A 16,755-nucleotide genomic window follows, 5' to 3' on the forward strand; every position below is an offset into this window, starting at 1 on the left:
AGGGCCGCAGCACGGCGCCTGTGGAGCTGCGCAGTGATTTGACGCTTTACGCCCGGCTCGGCGACTGGTTCGTGCTTCTGTGCTTTATGGGGTGTCTGCTCGCGATACTGTCATCCCCGCGCAGGCGGGGATCTATTTGTTAGGATGCCGGGGACAGTTCTTAAAGGACCTGACACCCGCTCAACCAATGAACGAGAACCACATGCACTCCGAAGAACTCATTGAAGTCCTGGCCGAAGGCAAGAACGTGCGCATTGAACGCATTGTCTCGCGTGGCCATGCGAGCCCTCCGGACTTTTGGTACGACCAGGACACACATGAGTTTGTTTTGCTCGTTCAAGGCGAGGCGCGTTTGGTGTTTGAGGAGGGGCCGGAGCTGGTGTATTTGAAAGCAGGGGATTTCCTGGATATTCCCGCGCACCGCAAACACCGGGTGGACTGGACACTTCCGGACCAGGACACGGTTTGGCTGGCGGTTCACTACGAGGTCCTTCAGTAAATGAGCCTGTATTCTGTTGAACCCTCAGATGTGCTGGATTTTTGGTTCGGGCAGCTGGAAGGCGATGCCTTCTTTCCCGAAGACAAGGCTTCCATGTGGTTCCGGGGCGGGCCGGAGGTTGACGAGGAGATCAGCCGGCGTTTTGGCGCGGCAGTTCAATCCGCCCTGGCCGGACAGCTGGACAACTGGAAAGTAGAGCCGCGTTCCTGCTTGGCCCTGATTCTTCTCCTGGATCAATTCACGCGTAATATTTACCGGGGCATGGCCCGGGCCTATTCCGGAGACGCCCAGGCCTTGGAGCTATGTCTTTGGGGGATGGAGCGGGGCTACGATTTGGAACTGTGGCCGGTGGAAGCCTGGTTTTTCTACTTGCCCCTGGAGCACTCCGAGGACTTTGCTCTTCAGAAAAAATCCGTGCAGTGCTACGAGGCCCTGGTGGAGCGCTCGGCTCCGGCCATTGAGCTGCCCATCCGCAATGCCCTGGACTACGCGGAACAACACCGCGACCTGATCGAGCGCTTCGGCCGCTTTCCCCACCGGAATGACGCCTTGGGCCGCCTCAACACCGAAGAAGAAGAGAAATACCTGCTCCAGCCCAATGCGGGGTTTTAATTGGGCTAGGTAATGAATCTCAAGTAGTTCTCCGGATCCACTCTTTCAAACTGCGCATCCGGGTAGGCCTTTAAGAAATCCTTGGGCAGGGCAGCCTTGGCAGAGGGGCTCCACTTGAATTCATAGGCAAAGAGGCGACCCTTGCGTTCCTCAATCCAGTCCAATTCCTTCTTGTCATAGGTGCGCCAGAAATAGTTCAGGCAGGAGAGCCCAGTGTATTCCTGCTTCTTGAGCCGCTCCATGACCAGATAGTTTTCCCAAATCGGCCCGACATCCGTGCGCAGGTTGAGGGGATTGAAGTTTTGGATCAGGGCGTTGCGAATTCCGAGGTCATAGAAGTAGTACCGCGAATTCTTTGAAACCTCTTTTCTGAGATTCCGGGAAAAGCCGCGCAGCCGGTATAGGACAAAGGTCTTTTCCAGGAGATCCAAATAGCGGTCCACCGTGTTTTTGCTCATGCCCAATTGGCTGCCCAGTTCCGTAAACGAGACCTCCTTGCCAATTTGGAATGCCAACAGCTGCAATAGCCGCACCAGTTTGTCCGAGTGGCGAAGCCCCTCCAGCTCCAGGATATCTTTGTAGAGATAGGAGGAGATAATCTCTTTCAAATAGCGCTGCCGGAGTTGATCGTCTTCGCACAAAACCGTTTCCGGATAAGAGCCGTAAATCAACCGGCTTTCCAGCCGCGCTGCAGTTTGAGCTGCATTTTCCTTTTGAGCCAATTCCATCTGGGCCAAAGGAAAAAGCTTGAGCGTCCACTTTCTGCCGGTTAGGGGCTCTCCCACCTGGGAAGCGAGGTCAAAGGAGGAGGACCCAGTGGCAACCACCCGGATGTCAGGGATGTGGTCCACAATCAATTTCAGATTCAGGCCGATTGCCGGGATCTTCTGTGCCTCGTCAATCAGGAGCCACTTCCTCTCCCCCACAAAATTCTTGAGCTTCTCAATCGATTGGGAAGAGAGGATCTGTTGAACAAAGAAGTCGTCTCCGGTGACTAGTTGATGCGGTTCGGAGAGCCCCTGAATAAAGTGTTCCAAGAGAGTTGTTTTGCCCGTTCTGCGCGGGCCGTAGATTAGAACAACCTTATTTGGAGCAACCAGCTCCTGGAGATTGGACAGTTGAAGTTGGGGTATGTACATAGAGAGTTCCAAAGTTATTGGAATACGGTCAGTCAAGTGACTAAATTATAGCATATTTAGTCAGAATATCAACCCCGAACAGGAGAAATACCTGCTCCAGCCCAATGCGGGGTTTTGAGCCGGGGACGGATCTCTCGCAACAGCATGTCTGCCATGGGGATGGCGAGAACCGTCCCTGTCTCTTTCATTCAAATTACAGTGATTTAGGAAGTCTTCCGATCCCGGACCCAAGTGGGTATACTTGAGAGTGTGTGTGTATTTAAAAAAGAGGGGATAAAATTCTGCGTTTATGAAAAGAATCCTTTTTCGACTCATCGCTCTATTTCTTGTACAGGTTTTTGTGCTCGCCGGCCTGGAAGTCTCATTCGCAGCGGACGGAAGCCAGCTTGCGGCGATCCCTGCTCATGACACTGAGCTGAGAGCGGAAATTGTACGCTGGATGAGTCAACGAGAGGTCATGGGCCCTGTTTCCGGGAACTTCTCAAGGTTGGCCGGCTCTGGGGGAGCGCACAGGACTGATTCCTTATGGGTGCAGCCACAGTCAGAGATTCTCTATACCTTTTTGGCGGCAGCTGCTGAAGCAGGTTTCGACCTCACAAACCTGGATTGGGCTCAGCAATTGGTCCGGAATCACCGGCATATTTTACAGGGTATGTCTGTGTTGGCTGGCGAAGAATGGGGCAGGGAATTTTCTGGCCACAATGCCTTGCAGCAGTGGTTAGCTCAGGCCGAGGAGGAACAGTTCCAGACAATGCTGGAGGAGAATCATCTGGGGGCATTTCCTGAGCTGCACGGTCTTTTCGATGATTCGATTAGGGGTGCCTTGCTTACGGATACTGTTCTAAGGCCTGTCTTTATGGTTTTGTTGACAGAAGACCAGTGCAGCCCGCCGGAAGTTTTTGGTGAAGCCTCCGAAGACGAATCCGATTTGGAAGATTTGATCAGAAACCACAGTGTATTCTTGGCAGGCAATGCAGCCATCGCTAGAGAAATGATACAAAAAGGCTACACGATCAAGGTCGGCGTGACCGACCGCTACACAGAGGAGGATACCCTGTATTCCAAACACCAGGTAGCCAATGGAAGGCAGGCATATTTTCCACTACCGGATGGAACATGGCTGGGGGTGAAGGGATGCGGGCAGTTTATTGATGAATCAAAGCCTCCGCATCATTGGGAACTTGCTTCTGCCCAAGAAGGGCTTCGACATATGGGAATTGTCACCGCTCAGGAAGCGGTTAGGGCAGAGCAATATGCTGGAGTCATAAGAGATGCAGAGGGAGAGTTTGTTCAGGCCATAGGTTCAAGTGTTCTCTCAGAGGTTCCTGACGGAAAAGGCGGGTTTGAGCCTGAGCAAAGTTTTCTTGTTTTCAATCACGTACTTACCCCCCATCGGCTTGTCAAACTGCCCCAGTTGTTCAGGGCTGATCCGGAATTGTGGAATATTCGGGTTAGCATTTCTCAAGCACTGATCAATCAGGGCATCCTTCCGCAAGGCACGCTTCTATCCACTCGCGAGTTGGCTCAGATGATCACCATCCATATGGCAAGAGCTGAAGTCTTTAAACAGGAGAAACAGGTGACAAAAGTGACTCATTCGATTCAAGATATCACAATGGGCGGAAGAGAGGCGGACAACGAAGAATGGGTTTCTGTGGATGAGATGATTGAGCAAATGCTGGGAGATAGGTTAGCAGATCCCGATCTTGCCGCTGCAATGAAGGAGTTTAGGCTTCCCCTCGCCAATATGCGAGGAAAGATGATGGGCTTGGTCCAGTTGAGCATGCTTTATCACGATCGAGGTATCGAATCATTTGGAAAACCCCATGAACTTTTTGGACTCTTCTTTCAGAGCTATTTTTCTGAGTTAGATACAGATGCTCTCAAGATTTGGAGCTCAGAGAGTCCACTAAAGGGCAGGTCTCATCCGGCGCGGCTTGCAGCAGGGACCACTCGAGTGGATGTGTTGCATGAGCAAAGCAGAGGCTTCAGAAAACAAGACGAAGACCTTATTGAAGCTGTCATTAACCAGATTGTGCAATTAGCTGATTTCGAACTTATGAAACGAGAGGTGGAGGAAATCCAACCTGGGTTAGGGGCTCAACTCGCAGAGCAAGCACAACAGAACGGCCTTTTGACTCGGTTTGGTCACGATTACAGGAGATTGGTATCATCGCGAGTCCTTCAACAAGAGCCATTCGATGGGGCAAGCCGTGAGTCTACGCCTGCTTCAGGAGAAATGACTCCACCTCCTCCACCTTCTGGAATGCAGGCAATCGGGGCTGCAGGGTGGAGTAGTGAAGCCCTTCAAGGCGCGCTCTAACAGCGCCTTGGAGCCCCCATTCTGGCCCCTCCCCAAGATGTGCTAATATACCTCCCAATAAGTAAACCTTTAGGGACGATTCGATTCTTTGGTGTCGGGCGACGGATTCATCTAGGTGTCAGGCACCACAGTCCAAACAGATTGCTTCACTCCGTTCGCAATGACGAACGGAATACCAAGACAATGAACGAACCACCGGAAACAGAACAACATACAAACGAAGCCGAGATTCTGGCCCAGCGCCGGGCCAAGCTGCAGATGCTCCTGGACCAGGGGGTGCAGCCTTTTGGCGGGCGTTTTGAGCGCTCCCACGCCAACCAATTTCTTGTAGACCATTATGAGGAAGGCCTGCAAGTCAAAGTGGCCGGACGCGTCACGGCGCGGCGGCTGCACGGCAAGGCGGCTTTTTGCGATCTGCGCGACCAGTCCGGCACGATCCAGTGCTATTTCAAGGGCAACCAGATCGGCGCAGAATCCTTTCAGCGTTTTGTGGATGCCATTGACATGGGGGATTTTCTCGGCGTGTCCGGCCCTCTCTTTAAGACGCGTACCGAGCAGGTTTCCGTTCAGGTGGAGCAGTGGGAGGTGCTTTCCAAGGCGCTGCGGCCGCTGCCTGCCAAGTGGCACGGGTTGCAGGATGTGGAGACGCGCTACCGCCGGCGCTATCTGGATCTGGTGGCCAATCCGGAAGTGGCCCGGGTCTTTGAGCAGCGCAGCCGCATCGTGGACGAGATCCGCGCCTACCTGCGCGCCAAGAATTTCCTGGAAGTGGAGACGCCCATGATGCAGTCCCTGGCCGGCGGCGCCGCAGGCGAGCCTTTTGTCACGCATCACAACGCACTCGACACAGACCTGTACCTGCGCCTGGCGCCGGAGCTTTTTTTGAAGCGGCTCCTGGTGGGCGGCTTTGACCGGGTCTACGAGATGAACCGCAATTTCCGCAACGAGGGGCTTTCGCCGCGCCACAATCCGGAGTTCACCATGCTGGAGCTTTACGAGGCGTATTCGGATTGCCGGGGCATGATGGACATCACGCGCGAGCTCATCCTGCACGTGGCGGAAAAGGTTTTTGGGTCCACCACTCTGACGCTCGGCGGTAAAGAGGTGAACCTGGGCAAGCCCTGGAAGGAACTCTCTTTTGCGCAGCTCATGGAGGAGCACTACGGGATCCTGCCCTCGGATCCGCTGGAGCTCGTGGCGGAAAAGCTCTCCAAGGACAACCCGGATCTGAGCAAGGAGGCGCGGGCCGGGGGCAAGAAGCTGAGCAAGGGCATGATGCTAACCAAGATTATGACGATTCTCCAGGAGCAGCTCGAGCCCAGCGAACAGGCTGAGCCCATCTTCATGACGGATTTCCTCACGGTCACAAGCCCTTTGGCCAAGAGCCGGCCGGACAACCCGTATGTGGTCGAGCGCTTTGAGCTCTTTATGGGCGGCATGGAACTGGCCAACGGCTACTCGGAGCTCAATGATCCCATTGATCAGAAGAAACGCTTTGAGGAACAACTGGCCTCCAGCGACAAGAAGGCAGCCAGTGTGGATGAGGATTTTGTCACGGCCCTGGAGCACGGCATGCCGCCGGCCGGGGGCCTGGGTATCGGCATCGACCGTCTGGTGATGCTGCTCACAGGGCAGCCCTCCATCAAAGATGTGATTCTGTTCCCGCAACTGCGACCTTTGGGGTAGGCCTTGCGCTACGAATTTTCACTCGCCATCCGTTATCTTCTGACCAAGCGTCACGAAAGCTTCATTTCGATTGTGACCCTGATGTCGGTTCTGGGCGTGGCCGTGGGTGTGACTGCGCTCATTGTGGTGCTTTCGGTCATGAATGGATTTGACCGCGACCTGCGCGACAAATTCATCGGGGTGCAAGCGCAGTTGGTGGTGCAGGCTCCCGGCGGCATTGTGGACGCGTCCGGCTTGGATGAAATCATTCACGCCGACCCTGAGGTCGTGGCCTCTGCCCCCTTTATCCAGGGCCAGGCCATGTTGCGCACCGAGGGCAGCGCCTTTGGCGTGATGGTGCGCGGGGTCGACAGCGCCCGGGAATCCCAGGTCACGAACGTGGCCGGCCATTTTGTTCAGGGAAGTTTGAAGTTTCCCGAGGCCATGTGGGATGCGGCGCATCCTAAGGGAGATCGCGACGAGCGCCCGCTTCCGGGCGTGGCCATGGGCCTGGAGCTGGCGCACCGTTTGGGCTTGGGCCTGGGTTCGGAGGTGTCTCTGATTTCCCCGGTGGACTCCAAGCGTTTTCCCGTGCAGGTGAGCGGGCTCTTTAATACAGGAATGTACGAGTTCGATTCCACGCTCATCTATCTGGACATTGCCCATGCCCGGCGCGTCTATGACGTGGACGAGCTCATCACCGGTTTTGCCGTCAAGTTGAAGGACGCCGAGCAAGTGGACGCGGTTAAAAAGAATCTGCGGCGCGCTTTGCCCTTTGGCATTGATGTCTACACGTGGAAGGACTTGAACCGCACTCTTTTTGCAGCCCTGGCCCTGGAGCGCACGGTCATGTTTGTGATTGTGGGCCTGGTGGTGTTGGTGGCCTGTTTTGGAATTACCTCCAGCATGATCATGAATGTCATGGAACGCACCCGGGATGTGGGCACTCTCCGGGCAGTGGGCGCCACGCGCTGGGGGATCCGGTTGCTTTTTTTGATTGAAGGCGCTCTTGTCGGTTTGATCGGCGCGCTCCTGGGTTACGCGGGGGGGATGGGCCTTTGCTATGTGCTGGAGACCTACCCCTTTATTACCTTGCCCGCGGACATCTATTATTTGGAGCATCTGCCTGTGCAGGTGGTCAGGGCGGATGTGATCAAGATCGTTGTTTCCGCCTTTTTTCTGAGTTTGCTGGCTGCGGTTTATCCGGCGCACCGGGCCTCCCAGCTTGACCCGGTGCAGGCCCTGCGATATGAATAGAACCAACGCTCCCGCAACGATCCTGGAAACCGAGGACCTGTGGAAGGAATACCGGCAGGGGCGCACGCGGCTGGAGGTTCTCAAGGGCATTAATTTGAGGATCAAGGCGGGCGAGGTTGCGGTGATCAAGGGTCCCTCGGGGGCGGGTAAATCGACTTTGCTCCATTTGCTCGGCGGGCTGGACCGCCCCACCCGCGGTTCCATCCGTTTGGGGGACTCGAGCTGGAACCGGCTGTCCGAAAGCCGGCGTTCCCGTTTGCGCGGCCGCGGAGTCGGCTTTGTGTTTCAGTCGTATCATTTGCTGGAAGCCTTGAACGCAGTTGAAAACGTGGGCCTGCCCGCGCGAATCCATCGCGGGGTCCGGAATGTGCGCGGGCGCGCGGCAGAACTCCTGGATCAAGTGGGTTTGGCGGACCGGGTGAAGCACCGCCCCTCGCAATTATCGGGCGGCGAAAAACAACGGGTGGCCATTGCGCGCGCCCTGATGAATTCGCCGGAAGTTTTGCTTTGCGACGAACCCACCGGCAATTTGGATACGGTAAACGGCAGGGCCATCAAACAAATTCTTTGGAAACTCAACCGGGATCAAGGCAAGACCGTGGTGATCGTGACCCACGATTTGGAGCTCACCCGGGATGCCGACCGGGTGATCGAGCTTTGTGACGGGAAGATTGTATAAACGTAGAATCGTCATCACGAGCGCAGCATGGTGATCTTTGTTTCTCACAGATTGCTTCGCCTAGGTCTCGCAATGACAGTGATGCAACAGCGAGGTGAAAATTGAAGATCTATTTGAACGGGAACATGGTTAACCGGGAAGACGCCAAGGTGTCCGTGTTTGATCACGGCTTTCTCTACGGAGACGGGGTCTTTGAAGGAATCCGTTCCTACAACGGCAGGATTTGGAAGCTGGAAGAGCATGTGAAGCGTTTGTACGCTTCCGCGCACACGATTCTTTTGCAGATCGGGATGTCGCAGCGGGAGATGATCGATGCCGTCGCTGCTACAGTGCGCGGGAACAACCTGCATGATGCCTATATCCGCCTGGTGGTCAGCCGGGGCGAAGGGGATTTGGGGCTGGATCCGCGCAAGTGCTCCAAGCCCAATATCATTATTATCGCGGACAAGATTGTGCTCTATCCTCAGGAACTCTACGAAAAGGGCATTCAGGTGGTCACGGTGCCCACGCGGCGCAACCTGCCCGAGGCCCTCAACGCCCAGGTTAAGAGTTTGAACTACCTTAACAATATTTTGGCCAAGATTGAGGCCACGAATGCGCATGCCCAGGAGGCCTTGATGCTCAGCTCGGACGGGTATGTGGCGGAGTGCACGGGAGAGAACGTGTTCTTTGTGCGTGAGGGGCAGTTGGTGACCTCGCCGGTGCATTTGGGAGTGCTCAAAGGAATCACTGCCACCGCAGTCATGGATATGGCGCGCGCCCGGGGCGTGGACGTGGTGGATCAGACCTTTACGCGCTATGATTTGTGGAATGCGGATGAGGCGTTTCTTACCGGGACCGCGGCCGAGATCGTGCCCGTGGTCATGGTGGACGGACGCCAGGTGGGCAGCGGAACGCCCGGCGAACTGACACGGAAGTTGCGGGAGGATTTTAAAACCCTCACGCAGAGTGAAGGGTATCCCATTTATGAGGTGTCCAAACAGTGATGTGTGATCTTTGCAGCAAAGAACCGGCCACGGTTCATCTCACGGAAATCATCAACGAAAAGGTGACGGAGCTGCATCTCTGTGAGGCATGCGCAAGCGAGAAAAGCGCGCAGATGGACCAGAACTTTGGTTTAGCGGATCTTTTGGCCGGCTTGGCGGATTTTGGAAAGCCTTCCGGGGCCGGCGATGCGCTCACCGCGCAGTGTCCGGTGTGCGGTATGAACTATGAGGATTTCCGAAAGGTCGGGCGCCTGGGTTGCGGCGAGTGTTACAAAACCTTTGCTTCGGGCTTGGGCCCTTTGGTCAAGCGGATTCACGGGGCCAATAAGCATCTGGGAAAGGTTCCCCCCTTGGCCGGCGGAGTCGCATCCAAGAAGCGCGCCTATAAGCCTTCCGCAAAACCGGCGCCGGATATCGCGGAGATTGCGGAAGGTCCGGATCTTGCCGGACTCAAGCAGAATCTTCAAGAGGCAATTGCGCGCGAAGATTTTGAGGAAGCTGCGCGCCTGCGGGACCGGATTAAAGAAGCGGAAGCCCGGGCGGGCGGAAAGAAAGGCGGGGGGCCTCATGACGGATAAGGGTGATTCCGACTGGATTGACCGGCTTTTGAACCAAACCAGCGAGTGGCTTTCCGGTACAGGCCGCGCATCGGAAGTCGTCATTTCCACGCGCATCCGGTTGGCACGTAATTTGGTGCCCATGCCCTTTTCCCACTGGGCCCGTCCGCAGCAAGCGGCTAAAGTGATGAGTTTGGTGGAGGAGGCCGTCAGGGCGAGTCCTATGTTGCAGGACTCCCTGTTTTTGCGCATGGCTGATGTGGACGAAGTGGACAAGCAATTCCTGATCGAACGCCATCTCATGAGCAAGGAACACGCCGTGCATCCGAAGAACAAGGCGCTTGTTGTGACTCCGGATGAACGCGTGAGCATTATGGTCAACGAGGAAGACCACCTGCGCATCCAGGTGATGCAGTCCGGCGCGGATATGACGCGTGCCTGGAAGACCGCGAACCAGGTGGACGATGAACTGGGCAAGCGGCTGGCCTATGCCTTTTCACCGGACTTGGGTTTTCTGACAGCATGCCCCACCAATGTGGGCACGGGTATGCGCGCTTCAGTCATGATGCACTTGCCTTCCTTGGTCATCACCAAGCAAATCAACAAAGTTTTGCAGGCCATCTCCAAACTTTCGTTAACTGTGCGCGGCCTTTACGGCGAAGGCACGGAAGCCAGCGGGAATTTTTTCCAGGTTTCAAATCAAGTGAGTCTGGGTTTGAGCGAGGAAGAAATCATTCACAACCTGGAAGGGATTCTGAGCCAGGTCCTGGAGTATGAACAGTCGGCCCGCAAGTCTTTGTTGGCGCAGAATCGCGGGGTCATTGAAGACAAGGTGTGGCGGGCCTACGGCATTTTGCGGAACGCGCGCATTATTACCAGCGCCGAGACCATTGATCTCCTGTCCACGGTGCGTCTGGGCATTGACCTCAAGATCCTGCACCACCCGGACCGGAGTCTGATCAATGAACTCTTCAATGTGACCCAACCCGCCCACCTCCAAAAGCTTGAAGGCAAGGTTTTGGAACCCCTTGAACGGGATATCAAGCGTGCCAGTTTGATAAGGGATAAGTTAAGTCTTTCCGGCGCATAACCCTTTCCCGCTTAGGTTCTGCGAAATGCCGGGGACACGGGTGCTGACTCCACTTTTGGATTTCGGTAATCCCGGATGCCGGTATATAATAAAAGATCCGCTTTAAGGATTATACTTTTAACGTTCATACCATCCATAAGAAGGAGGCTTCTTCATGTTTAACCGATTTACTGAGCGAGCCCGGAAAGTTATTTTGCTGGCGAAGGAAGAAGCCAAGCGGTTTAATCACGATTACATCGGAACAGAACATATATTGCTCGGCCTCATTCGCGAAGGCGAGGGCGTTGCCGCCGCAGTGCTCCAAAAACTGGGATTGAGTTTTGAGAAGATACGCTTAGAGGTTGAGAAGGTGGTTCAGCCCGGGCCCAGTACGGTGGTCTCGGGCGATATCCCGTTCACTCCCCAGGCCAAGAAAGTCATTGAGCTGGCGATGGACGAGGCCCGCAGCCTGAGCCACAACTACATCGGAACCGAGCACTTGCTGCTCGGTCTTTTGCGTGAAGGGGAGGGGGTGGCGTCGCAGGTTCTCCTCAACTTTGGGCTGGATCTCTCCCGCGCGCGCGGCGAGGTGGTCAAGCTGTTGGGTTCCTCCGCACCGAGCCCGGGCATGGGCGGCGGAAATCCCCCGGCTGCGGGGGGCGCGAAGACCCGCACTCCGGCATTAGATGGTTTCGGGCGCGATCTCTCGGCCTTGGCCCGCGAAGGCAAACTCGATCCGGTCATCGGACGCGAAAAAGAAATCGAGCGCGTGATTCAGATTTTGTCCCGCCGCAAGAAAAACAACCCCGTCCTCTTAGGTGAAGCAGGCGTGGGGAAAACCACGATTGTCGAAGGCTTGGCGCAGATGGTGGTGGACGGGGATGTGCCGGAGGTCTTGGTGGACAAACGGGTCGTGGTTTTGGATCTTGCTTTGATGGTGGCGGGCACCAAGTACCGCGGCCAGTTTGAGGAGCGCATCAAGGCGGTCATGGACGAGATCAAGCGTTCCGAAAACGTGGTGCTTTTCATTGATGAGTTGCACACCTTGGTGGGAGCGGGGGGCGCGGAAGGCGCGATTGACGCCTCCAATATCCTCAAACCCGCTTTGGCGCGCGGGGAGATCCAGTGCATCGGGGCCACGACGCTGGATGAATACCGCAAGTATATCGAGAAGGACGCTGCGCTGGAGCGCCGTTTCCAGAGCATCAATGTAGAGCCCCCCAGCGTGGAGGAGACGACTGAAATCCTCCGGGGACTGCGCGACAAATACGAGGCGCATCACCGCGTCAAGATTTTGGATGAGGCCCTGGAAGCGGCGGCCAAGCTTTCCGACCGGTATATTGCCGGCCGTTTTTTGCCGGACAAGGCCATTGACTTGATTGACGAGGCCGGCGCCCGCGCCAGGCTTTCCATCATGACCATTCCGCCTGAGCTCAAGGACATGGAGCGCAAGATCGAGGAGATCAAGACCGAAAAAGAGGCCTCGATCGAGGGACAGGATTTTGAGAAGGCGGCAGCTTTGCGCGATCAGGAGCGTTCCGCGCGCGAGGAATCCGAGGGCGCGAAGCTGGAGTGGAAGCGCAAACAGGGCGAGGCCGTTCCTTGCGTGGGCTCCGAAGACATTGCCACCATTGTGCAGAAGTGGACAGGGGTTCCGGTCCTCAAATTGGAGGAGAAGGAAACTCAGCGGCTTCTCGAGATGGAGCAGGAACTGCATTCCCAAGTTGTGGGCCAGGGCGAGGCTATTAATGCCATTGCCCGGGCCGTGCGCCGGAGCCGGGCCGGTATCAAGAATCCTGCCCGTCCCATTGGTTCCTTTATTTTCCTGGGCCCCACAGGTGTGGGGAAAACGCTTTTGGCCAAGGCCCTGGCCGCCTTTTTGTTCGGCGACGAGGACGCCATCATTCAGGTGGACATGTCCGAGTACATGGAGAAATTCAATGTTTCCAGACTGGTCGGCGCGCCTCCGGGATATGTGGGTTACGAGGAGGGCGGCCAGCTCACCGAAAAGGTACGCCGCCGTCCCTATTCGGTGGTGCTTTTGGATGAAATAGAAAAGGCCCACCCCGATGTCTTCAACATCCTGTTGCAGGTCTTGGAAGACGGCCGCCTGACGGATAGCTTCGGCCGCAAGGTGAATTTCAAGAACACTCTCATTATCATGACCTCCAATATCGGAGCGGAACTTTTGAAGCGCCAGGGATCCTTAGGTTTTGCGCCCCAGGATGAGGAGATGACTTACGAGACTCTGAAGACCCGGCTTTTGGACGAGGTGACCCGCGCCTTCAAACCGGAGTTCATGAACCGTGTGGACGATGTGATTGTGTTCAGACCCTTGGGCCGCGAAGATCTCGATAAGATTGTAGAGATCGAACTGACCGATGTGCTCAAGCGCATTCAGGAGCAGGGGATCCAACTCACGATCGAGGATGAGGTCAAGGCGCTCTTGACTGAGAAGGGTTTTGATCCGGTCTATGGGGCGCGGCCCTTGAAGCGGGCGGTGCAGCGCTTTCTGGAAGACCCTCTTTCCGAGGACATTATTGCCGGTAAGATCACGGACGGGTCGAAGGCTCGAGCCTATCGCGAAGGGGATCGCATTGTCTTCGAAAAGATCCAGGATAAATCCGCTTCCGAAGCCCCGGCAGCGGGCTAAGCTCCGGCTGCGGGGTCTTCCGTCATGAGGCGCTTGCGATCCAGACGCAGGAGTGTTTTCCTATTCACGGTTATTCTCGTGACCGGCGGACTGCTGCTCATAACTCAGAATTATCAGCGCCTGATTGCGGAAAGCCTCGCGTCCAGTTTGCAGCAGCGACTCTCCCTGAGCGGAGTACACTGTTCGATTGAGAGAGTCTCACTCTACGCGCCGTTGCATCACGTTTTGCTCTCCAAGTTCGTCTCTCCTGAGCAAGAACTGCACTTGCCCGTGCGTCTGGAAGGCGCAAACTTTTCTTTCGAAGACTCCTCCATCCCCGACATTTTTGTTGAAGAAGTCCTGGTGTTATTGGACGGAAATGAGTTCGAGTTCAAGCAGGCCCGCTTGGTTTTTGGCGGCTTTCCTTTGGAGCTTAATGCCAAGGCCCGGTTGGATCAGGAAGTTTGGAGATCGTGGTTCGAGGTTAAGACCCAGGTTTTAGGCTTTGACCTTCATTGCGAGGCCTGGGGGTCGGAGGGCCGTCTGGACGTAAGCGCGCTTGTCAGCGGGCCCGGTGCGCCCAGCTTTCCTGTTCAGTTTGAGGTCTTATTGCAGGAAGGAAAAATCCGCGTTCCCTCATTGCAGTGCAATGGCGTGGATGCCGGAGAATTTGAGATCAATTTGGACAAGCAGGAGTGGGCTTTTGAGGGCTCCCCCAATTGGAAGGGGCAGTCTGAGGGTCCTTACTGGCGGCAACCTGCGCATCAAGCAGCCTCTTTGGTTGCGGCAGGGAAATGGGATGCGGGAAAAATTGAGGCCGAAGCCAATATTCAGCACTTGAAGATTCGAGACATGGATTGGGTGGGCGTGCTTTCCTTGGCCTTGGTTCAGGAATCGCCGGAGGCTTCCTGGAGCTGCGGACGCGGGGACCTGAAGTTCGATCGCACGATTCTCAATCTGACCCCTGTGGATGATTTTGTCGCGCATTTTGCCTGGAGTCCCGGCGAATTCCGGCTGGCTGAACTTCGGGCAGGGAAGTTCCTGTCGCTTGCCGGAAGATTGGAACTCCGGCCTCCTTACGAAATCAACATGCTGGCTGAGATCCAGGACACCTCCCTCAAGGGTTTAATAGATGTTCTCAATCCGAGTATTGATAAGAAACTCGTGGGGACCGTTGAAGGCGAGATTCGTTTAGAGGGCCCGCTCTTTGGTCCGCAATTTAACGGGCGCTTTGAGAGCCGTGACGGCCGGCTTGGGGAAATTCTCTATGAGTCCCTCTATCTGGGAGCTTCGGGGGCATGGCCGGTACTGAATCTTGTGGATGCGCGCATTAACCGGCCCGGGGGCTACATGACGTTGGAAGGGGAGCTGGACTTGAGGGAAATGGGCAAGCCCTATGTGTTTCGTAATGTCCGGACTCTGCTGGACGGCAATACTGTGGTGTGGCACGGTTGGGATATCCAGCCCGATGATCCGGCGCGCCCTTTTAGCATCGGCAAGCATCTAAGTGAGAAGGTTTATCTTAGTTTTGTGAGCCGTCTCAATGATGAAAGGCTGCACCCGGGGGATGATGATTCGGAACTTGAGTTGAAATACCTGATTCAAGGCAGACAGAAGCTGCAAGTGAGTATTAGCGACCAGGAGGAGTTTGTTGGTATTGCGCACGAGGTCAAGTTTTAAGGATCCAGCCTGGTGAAAGGCCGGTTCTTCGAGAATTTAGGGAATCAATTTGTTGCGTTTCTGGCTTACTGGGGAGGGCTGGCAGCCCTTTTTACGCGCACCCTGTATTGGATTGTCCGCCGGAATCTCGACAGGAGGGCCTTCACAGACCAGATGTGGAAGGTCGGTGTTACCAGTCTGCCTATTGTCTTTCTTACAGCTCTCTTCACCGGAATGGTGCTGGCCCTGCAAAGTGCCTACCAGATGCAGAAGATTGCGGCGGAGGTCTATATCGCCAGTTTGGTGGCCTTGTCCATAACGCGGGAGCTCGGGCCGGTTTTAACCGCTCTGGTGGTGGCTGGGCGCGTTGGGGCCGCAATCACGGCTGAAATCGGCTCCATGACGGTAACCGAACAAGTGGACGCCCTGCGCACCTTGGGCACGGATCCGGTGAAGTACTTGGTGGTGCCCAGATTTATGGCCTTGCTTGTGATGCTGCCGTTGTTGACTGTCTATGCCGACATGATCGGCCTGATCGGCGGTTATACTGTGGGTGTGTTTAAGCTGGGAATCGGATCGCCTTTGTACATCCGCATGACTTTTGATCCCTTGGCCATGAAGGACTTGCTCAGCGGGTTGTTCAAGTCCGGCGTTTTTTCGATGATTATCTGTATTGTGGCCTGCTTTGAAGGTTTTCGCACCGAGGGTGGGGCTGAGGGTGTGGGAAAGTCCACGACCATGGCTGTGGTTATTTCATTTGTCCTGATTATTTCGGCCGACTGTCTTTTTACGGCCTTGTTCTATTTTGTTCTCTGAGGTTTTTGATGATCGAGATTATCAACCTGTGTAAGAAATTTGGAGAGAAACCTATTCTCCGGAATCTGAACCTGACCGTAAAGGACGGGGAATCCCTGGTCATTATCGGCCGCTCGGGCTGCGGCAAGAGCGTTTTACTCAAGCATATCGTGGGTCTGTTGGCGCCGGACAACGGCCAGGTATTGGTCGACGGGGAGGATATTTCCAGACTTTCGCCCCTGTCGCGGGTTCGGCGGAAGCTCAATTTCGGCATGCTTTTTCAAAGGGCGGCCCTCTTTGATTCTTTAACCGTTGGGGAGAATGTCTCGTTTGCTTTGCGGGAACATACCCAAATGGATGAGGAAGCTATGCAAGAGCGTGTCCGGAGATGTTTGGAAATGGTGGGTTTGCGCGGGGTGGAGAAAAAGAAGCCGGCCGAGCTCTCCGGGGGGATGCAGAAGCGCGTGGGACTGGCGCGGGCCATTGCCACTGAGCCCGAGGTCATGCTCTACGATGAGCCGACCACCGGGCTGGATCCGATCATGGCGGATGCCATCAATGATCTTATTATCGAACTGCAGCAGAAGCTCAAGGTCACGAGTATTGTCGTGACACATGACATGACCAGCGCGTACAAGGTAGGCAGCCGCATTGCCATGCTTTACAAGGGGAAGATAGAGGCGGTCGGGACTCCGGAAGAGGTGAGAGATTCCGATAACCCTATCTTGAAGCAATTTGTCACCGGGGCGGCCAAGGGCCCCATTACTCTCGAGGAAGACGCCTAATGGCTTCTAAATCCAATTTTGAACTCAAGGTCGGGATCTTTGTTTTCGTCGGTGTTCTTTTGCTGAGTATTTTCGTATTCTCGATTGGGGAACTCGGA

Annotated in this window: 14 protein-coding genes; 13 read left to right on the forward strand and 1 reads right to left on the reverse strand. The window is 55.4% G+C overall.

All coding sequences use genetic code 11. The annotated features are described in order from the left end of the window. The first annotated feature begins 187 nt into the window (after nt 1-187). Together JW937_07530 and JW937_07535 are read left to right on the forward strand one after the other, a co-directional pair. Nucleotides 188-499 carry a phosphoribosylaminoimidazole carboxylase gene (locus JW937_07530; GenBank protein MBN1587264.1) on the forward strand — a complete coding sequence of 104 codons (312 nt, stop codon included), beginning with the start codon at nt 188-190 and terminating at the stop codon, nt 497-499. Next, nucleotides 500-1,111, forward strand: coding sequence for a DUF924 domain-containing protein (locus JW937_07535; GenBank protein ID MBN1587265.1), 612 nt, complete (start codon nt 500-502; stop codon nt 1,109-1,111). A 5-nt stretch (nt 1,112-1,116) separates the two neighbouring features. Here JW937_07535 and JW937_07540 read toward each other — a convergent pair whose 3' ends face one another. Beyond that, the gene (locus JW937_07540; protein MBN1587266.1) at nt 1,117-2,250 is read right to left on the reverse strand and encodes an ATP-binding protein; all 1,134 of its coding nucleotides are present in this window, start codon (nt 2,248-2,250) and stop codon (nt 1,117-1,119) included. Between the two features lie 661 nt (nt 2,251-2,911). Here JW937_07540 and JW937_07545 point away from each other — a divergent pair. The 11 genes from JW937_07545 (at nt 2,912) to JW937_07595 (ending at nt 16,657) form a co-directional block, all read left to right on the forward strand. Next, the gene (locus tag JW937_07545; GenBank protein MBN1587267.1) at nt 2,912-4,573 is read left to right on the forward strand and encodes a hypothetical protein; all 1,662 of its coding nucleotides are present in this window, start codon (nt 2,912-2,914) and stop codon (nt 4,571-4,573) included. 183 nt (nt 4,574-4,756) lie between these two features. After that, on the forward strand, nt 4,757-6,259 hold the full coding sequence (gene lysS / locus JW937_07550) for a lysine--tRNA ligase (GenBank protein ID MBN1587268.1): 1,503 nt from the start codon (nt 4,757-4,759) through the stop codon (nt 6,257-6,259). A gap of 3 nt (nt 6,260-6,262) precedes the next feature. Further along, on the forward strand, nt 6,263-7,495 hold the full coding sequence (locus tag JW937_07555; GenBank protein ID MBN1587269.1) for an ABC transporter permease: 1,233 nt from the start codon (nt 6,263-6,265) through the stop codon (nt 7,493-7,495). Next, a complete protein-coding gene (locus tag JW937_07560; GenBank protein ID MBN1587270.1) occupies nt 7,488-8,174 on the forward strand; it encodes an ABC transporter ATP-binding protein in 687 nt (228 codons plus the stop codon). Before JW937_07555 ends, JW937_07560 begins: the two co-directional genes overlap by 8 nt. Nucleotides 8,175-8,299: 125 nt before the next feature. Further along, complete coding sequence (ilvE, locus tag JW937_07565) at nt 8,300-9,160, forward strand: branched-chain-amino-acid transaminase (protein ID MBN1587271.1); 861 nt, start codon at nt 8,300-8,302, stop codon at nt 9,158-9,160. After that, on the forward strand, nt 9,157-9,738 hold the full coding sequence (locus JW937_07570; GenBank protein ID MBN1587272.1) for a UvrB/UvrC motif-containing protein: 582 nt from the start codon (nt 9,157-9,159) through the stop codon (nt 9,736-9,738). Before ilvE ends, JW937_07570 begins: the two co-directional genes overlap by 4 nt. Further along, nucleotides 9,728-10,807: a protein arginine kinase gene (locus tag JW937_07575; protein ID MBN1587273.1), complete on the forward strand. Its 1,080-nt coding sequence runs from the start codon at nt 9,728-9,730 to the stop codon at nt 10,805-10,807. Before JW937_07570 ends, JW937_07575 begins: the two co-directional genes overlap by 11 nt. A 154-nt stretch (nt 10,808-10,961) precedes the next feature. Next, nucleotides 10,962-13,439, forward strand: coding sequence for an ATP-dependent Clp protease ATP-binding subunit (locus JW937_07580; protein MBN1587274.1), 2,478 nt, complete (start codon nt 10,962-10,964; stop codon nt 13,437-13,439). A 24-nt stretch (nt 13,440-13,463) separates the two neighbouring features. Further along, nucleotides 13,464-15,098, forward strand: coding sequence for a hypothetical protein (locus JW937_07585; protein MBN1587275.1), 1,635 nt, complete (start codon nt 13,464-13,466; stop codon nt 15,096-15,098). A 12-nt stretch (nt 15,099-15,110) separates the two neighbouring features. Then, nucleotides 15,111-15,893 (forward strand): ABC transporter permease, encoded by a 783-nt coding sequence (locus JW937_07590; GenBank protein MBN1587276.1) that lies wholly within the window; start codon nt 15,111-15,113, stop codon nt 15,891-15,893. A gap of 8 nt (nt 15,894-15,901) precedes the next feature. After that, nucleotides 15,902-16,657, forward strand: a complete 756-nt coding sequence (locus JW937_07595; GenBank protein ID MBN1587277.1) for an ABC transporter ATP-binding protein — start codon at nt 15,902-15,904, stop codon at nt 16,655-16,657. Nucleotides 16,658-16,755 lie beyond the last annotated feature (98 nt).

It is taken from the genome of Candidatus Omnitrophota bacterium (assembly GCA_016929445.1).
Classification (GTDB): Bacteria; Omnitrophota; Gorgyraeia; order JAFGIU01; family JAFGIU01; genus JAFGIU01.

Bases quoted from the DNA above. Each gene is read 5' to 3' on its own strand.
- JW937_07530 (MBN1587264.1), top strand. From the start codon at position 188: ATGAACGAGAACCACATGCACTCCGAAGAACTCATTGAAGTCCTGGCC.
- JW937_07535 (MBN1587265.1), top strand. From the start codon at position 500: ATGAGCCTGTATTCTGTTGAACCCTCAGATGTGCTGGATTTTTGGTTC.
- JW937_07540 (MBN1587266.1), bottom strand. From the start codon at position 2,250: ATGTACATACCCCAACTTCAACTGTCCAATCTCCAGGAGCTGGTTGCT.
- lysS (MBN1587268.1), top strand. From the start codon at position 4,757: ATGAACGAACCACCGGAAACAGAACAACATACAAACGAAGCCGAGATT.
- JW937_07560 (MBN1587270.1), top strand. From the start codon at position 7,488: ATGAATAGAACCAACGCTCCCGCAACGATCCTGGAAACCGAGGACCTG.
- ilvE (MBN1587271.1), top strand. From the start codon at position 8,300: ATGGTTAACCGGGAAGACGCCAAGGTGTCCGTGTTTGATCACGGCTTT.
- JW937_07575 (MBN1587273.1), top strand. From the start codon at position 9,728: ATGACGGATAAGGGTGATTCCGACTGGATTGACCGGCTTTTGAACCAA.
- JW937_07580 (MBN1587274.1), top strand. From the start codon at position 10,962: ATGTTTAACCGATTTACTGAGCGAGCCCGGAAAGTTATTTTGCTGGCG.
- JW937_07585 (MBN1587275.1), top strand. From the start codon at position 13,464: ATGAGGCGCTTGCGATCCAGACGCAGGAGTGTTTTCCTATTCACGGTT.
- JW937_07595 (MBN1587277.1), top strand. From the start codon at position 15,902: ATGATCGAGATTATCAACCTGTGTAAGAAATTTGGAGAGAAACCTATT.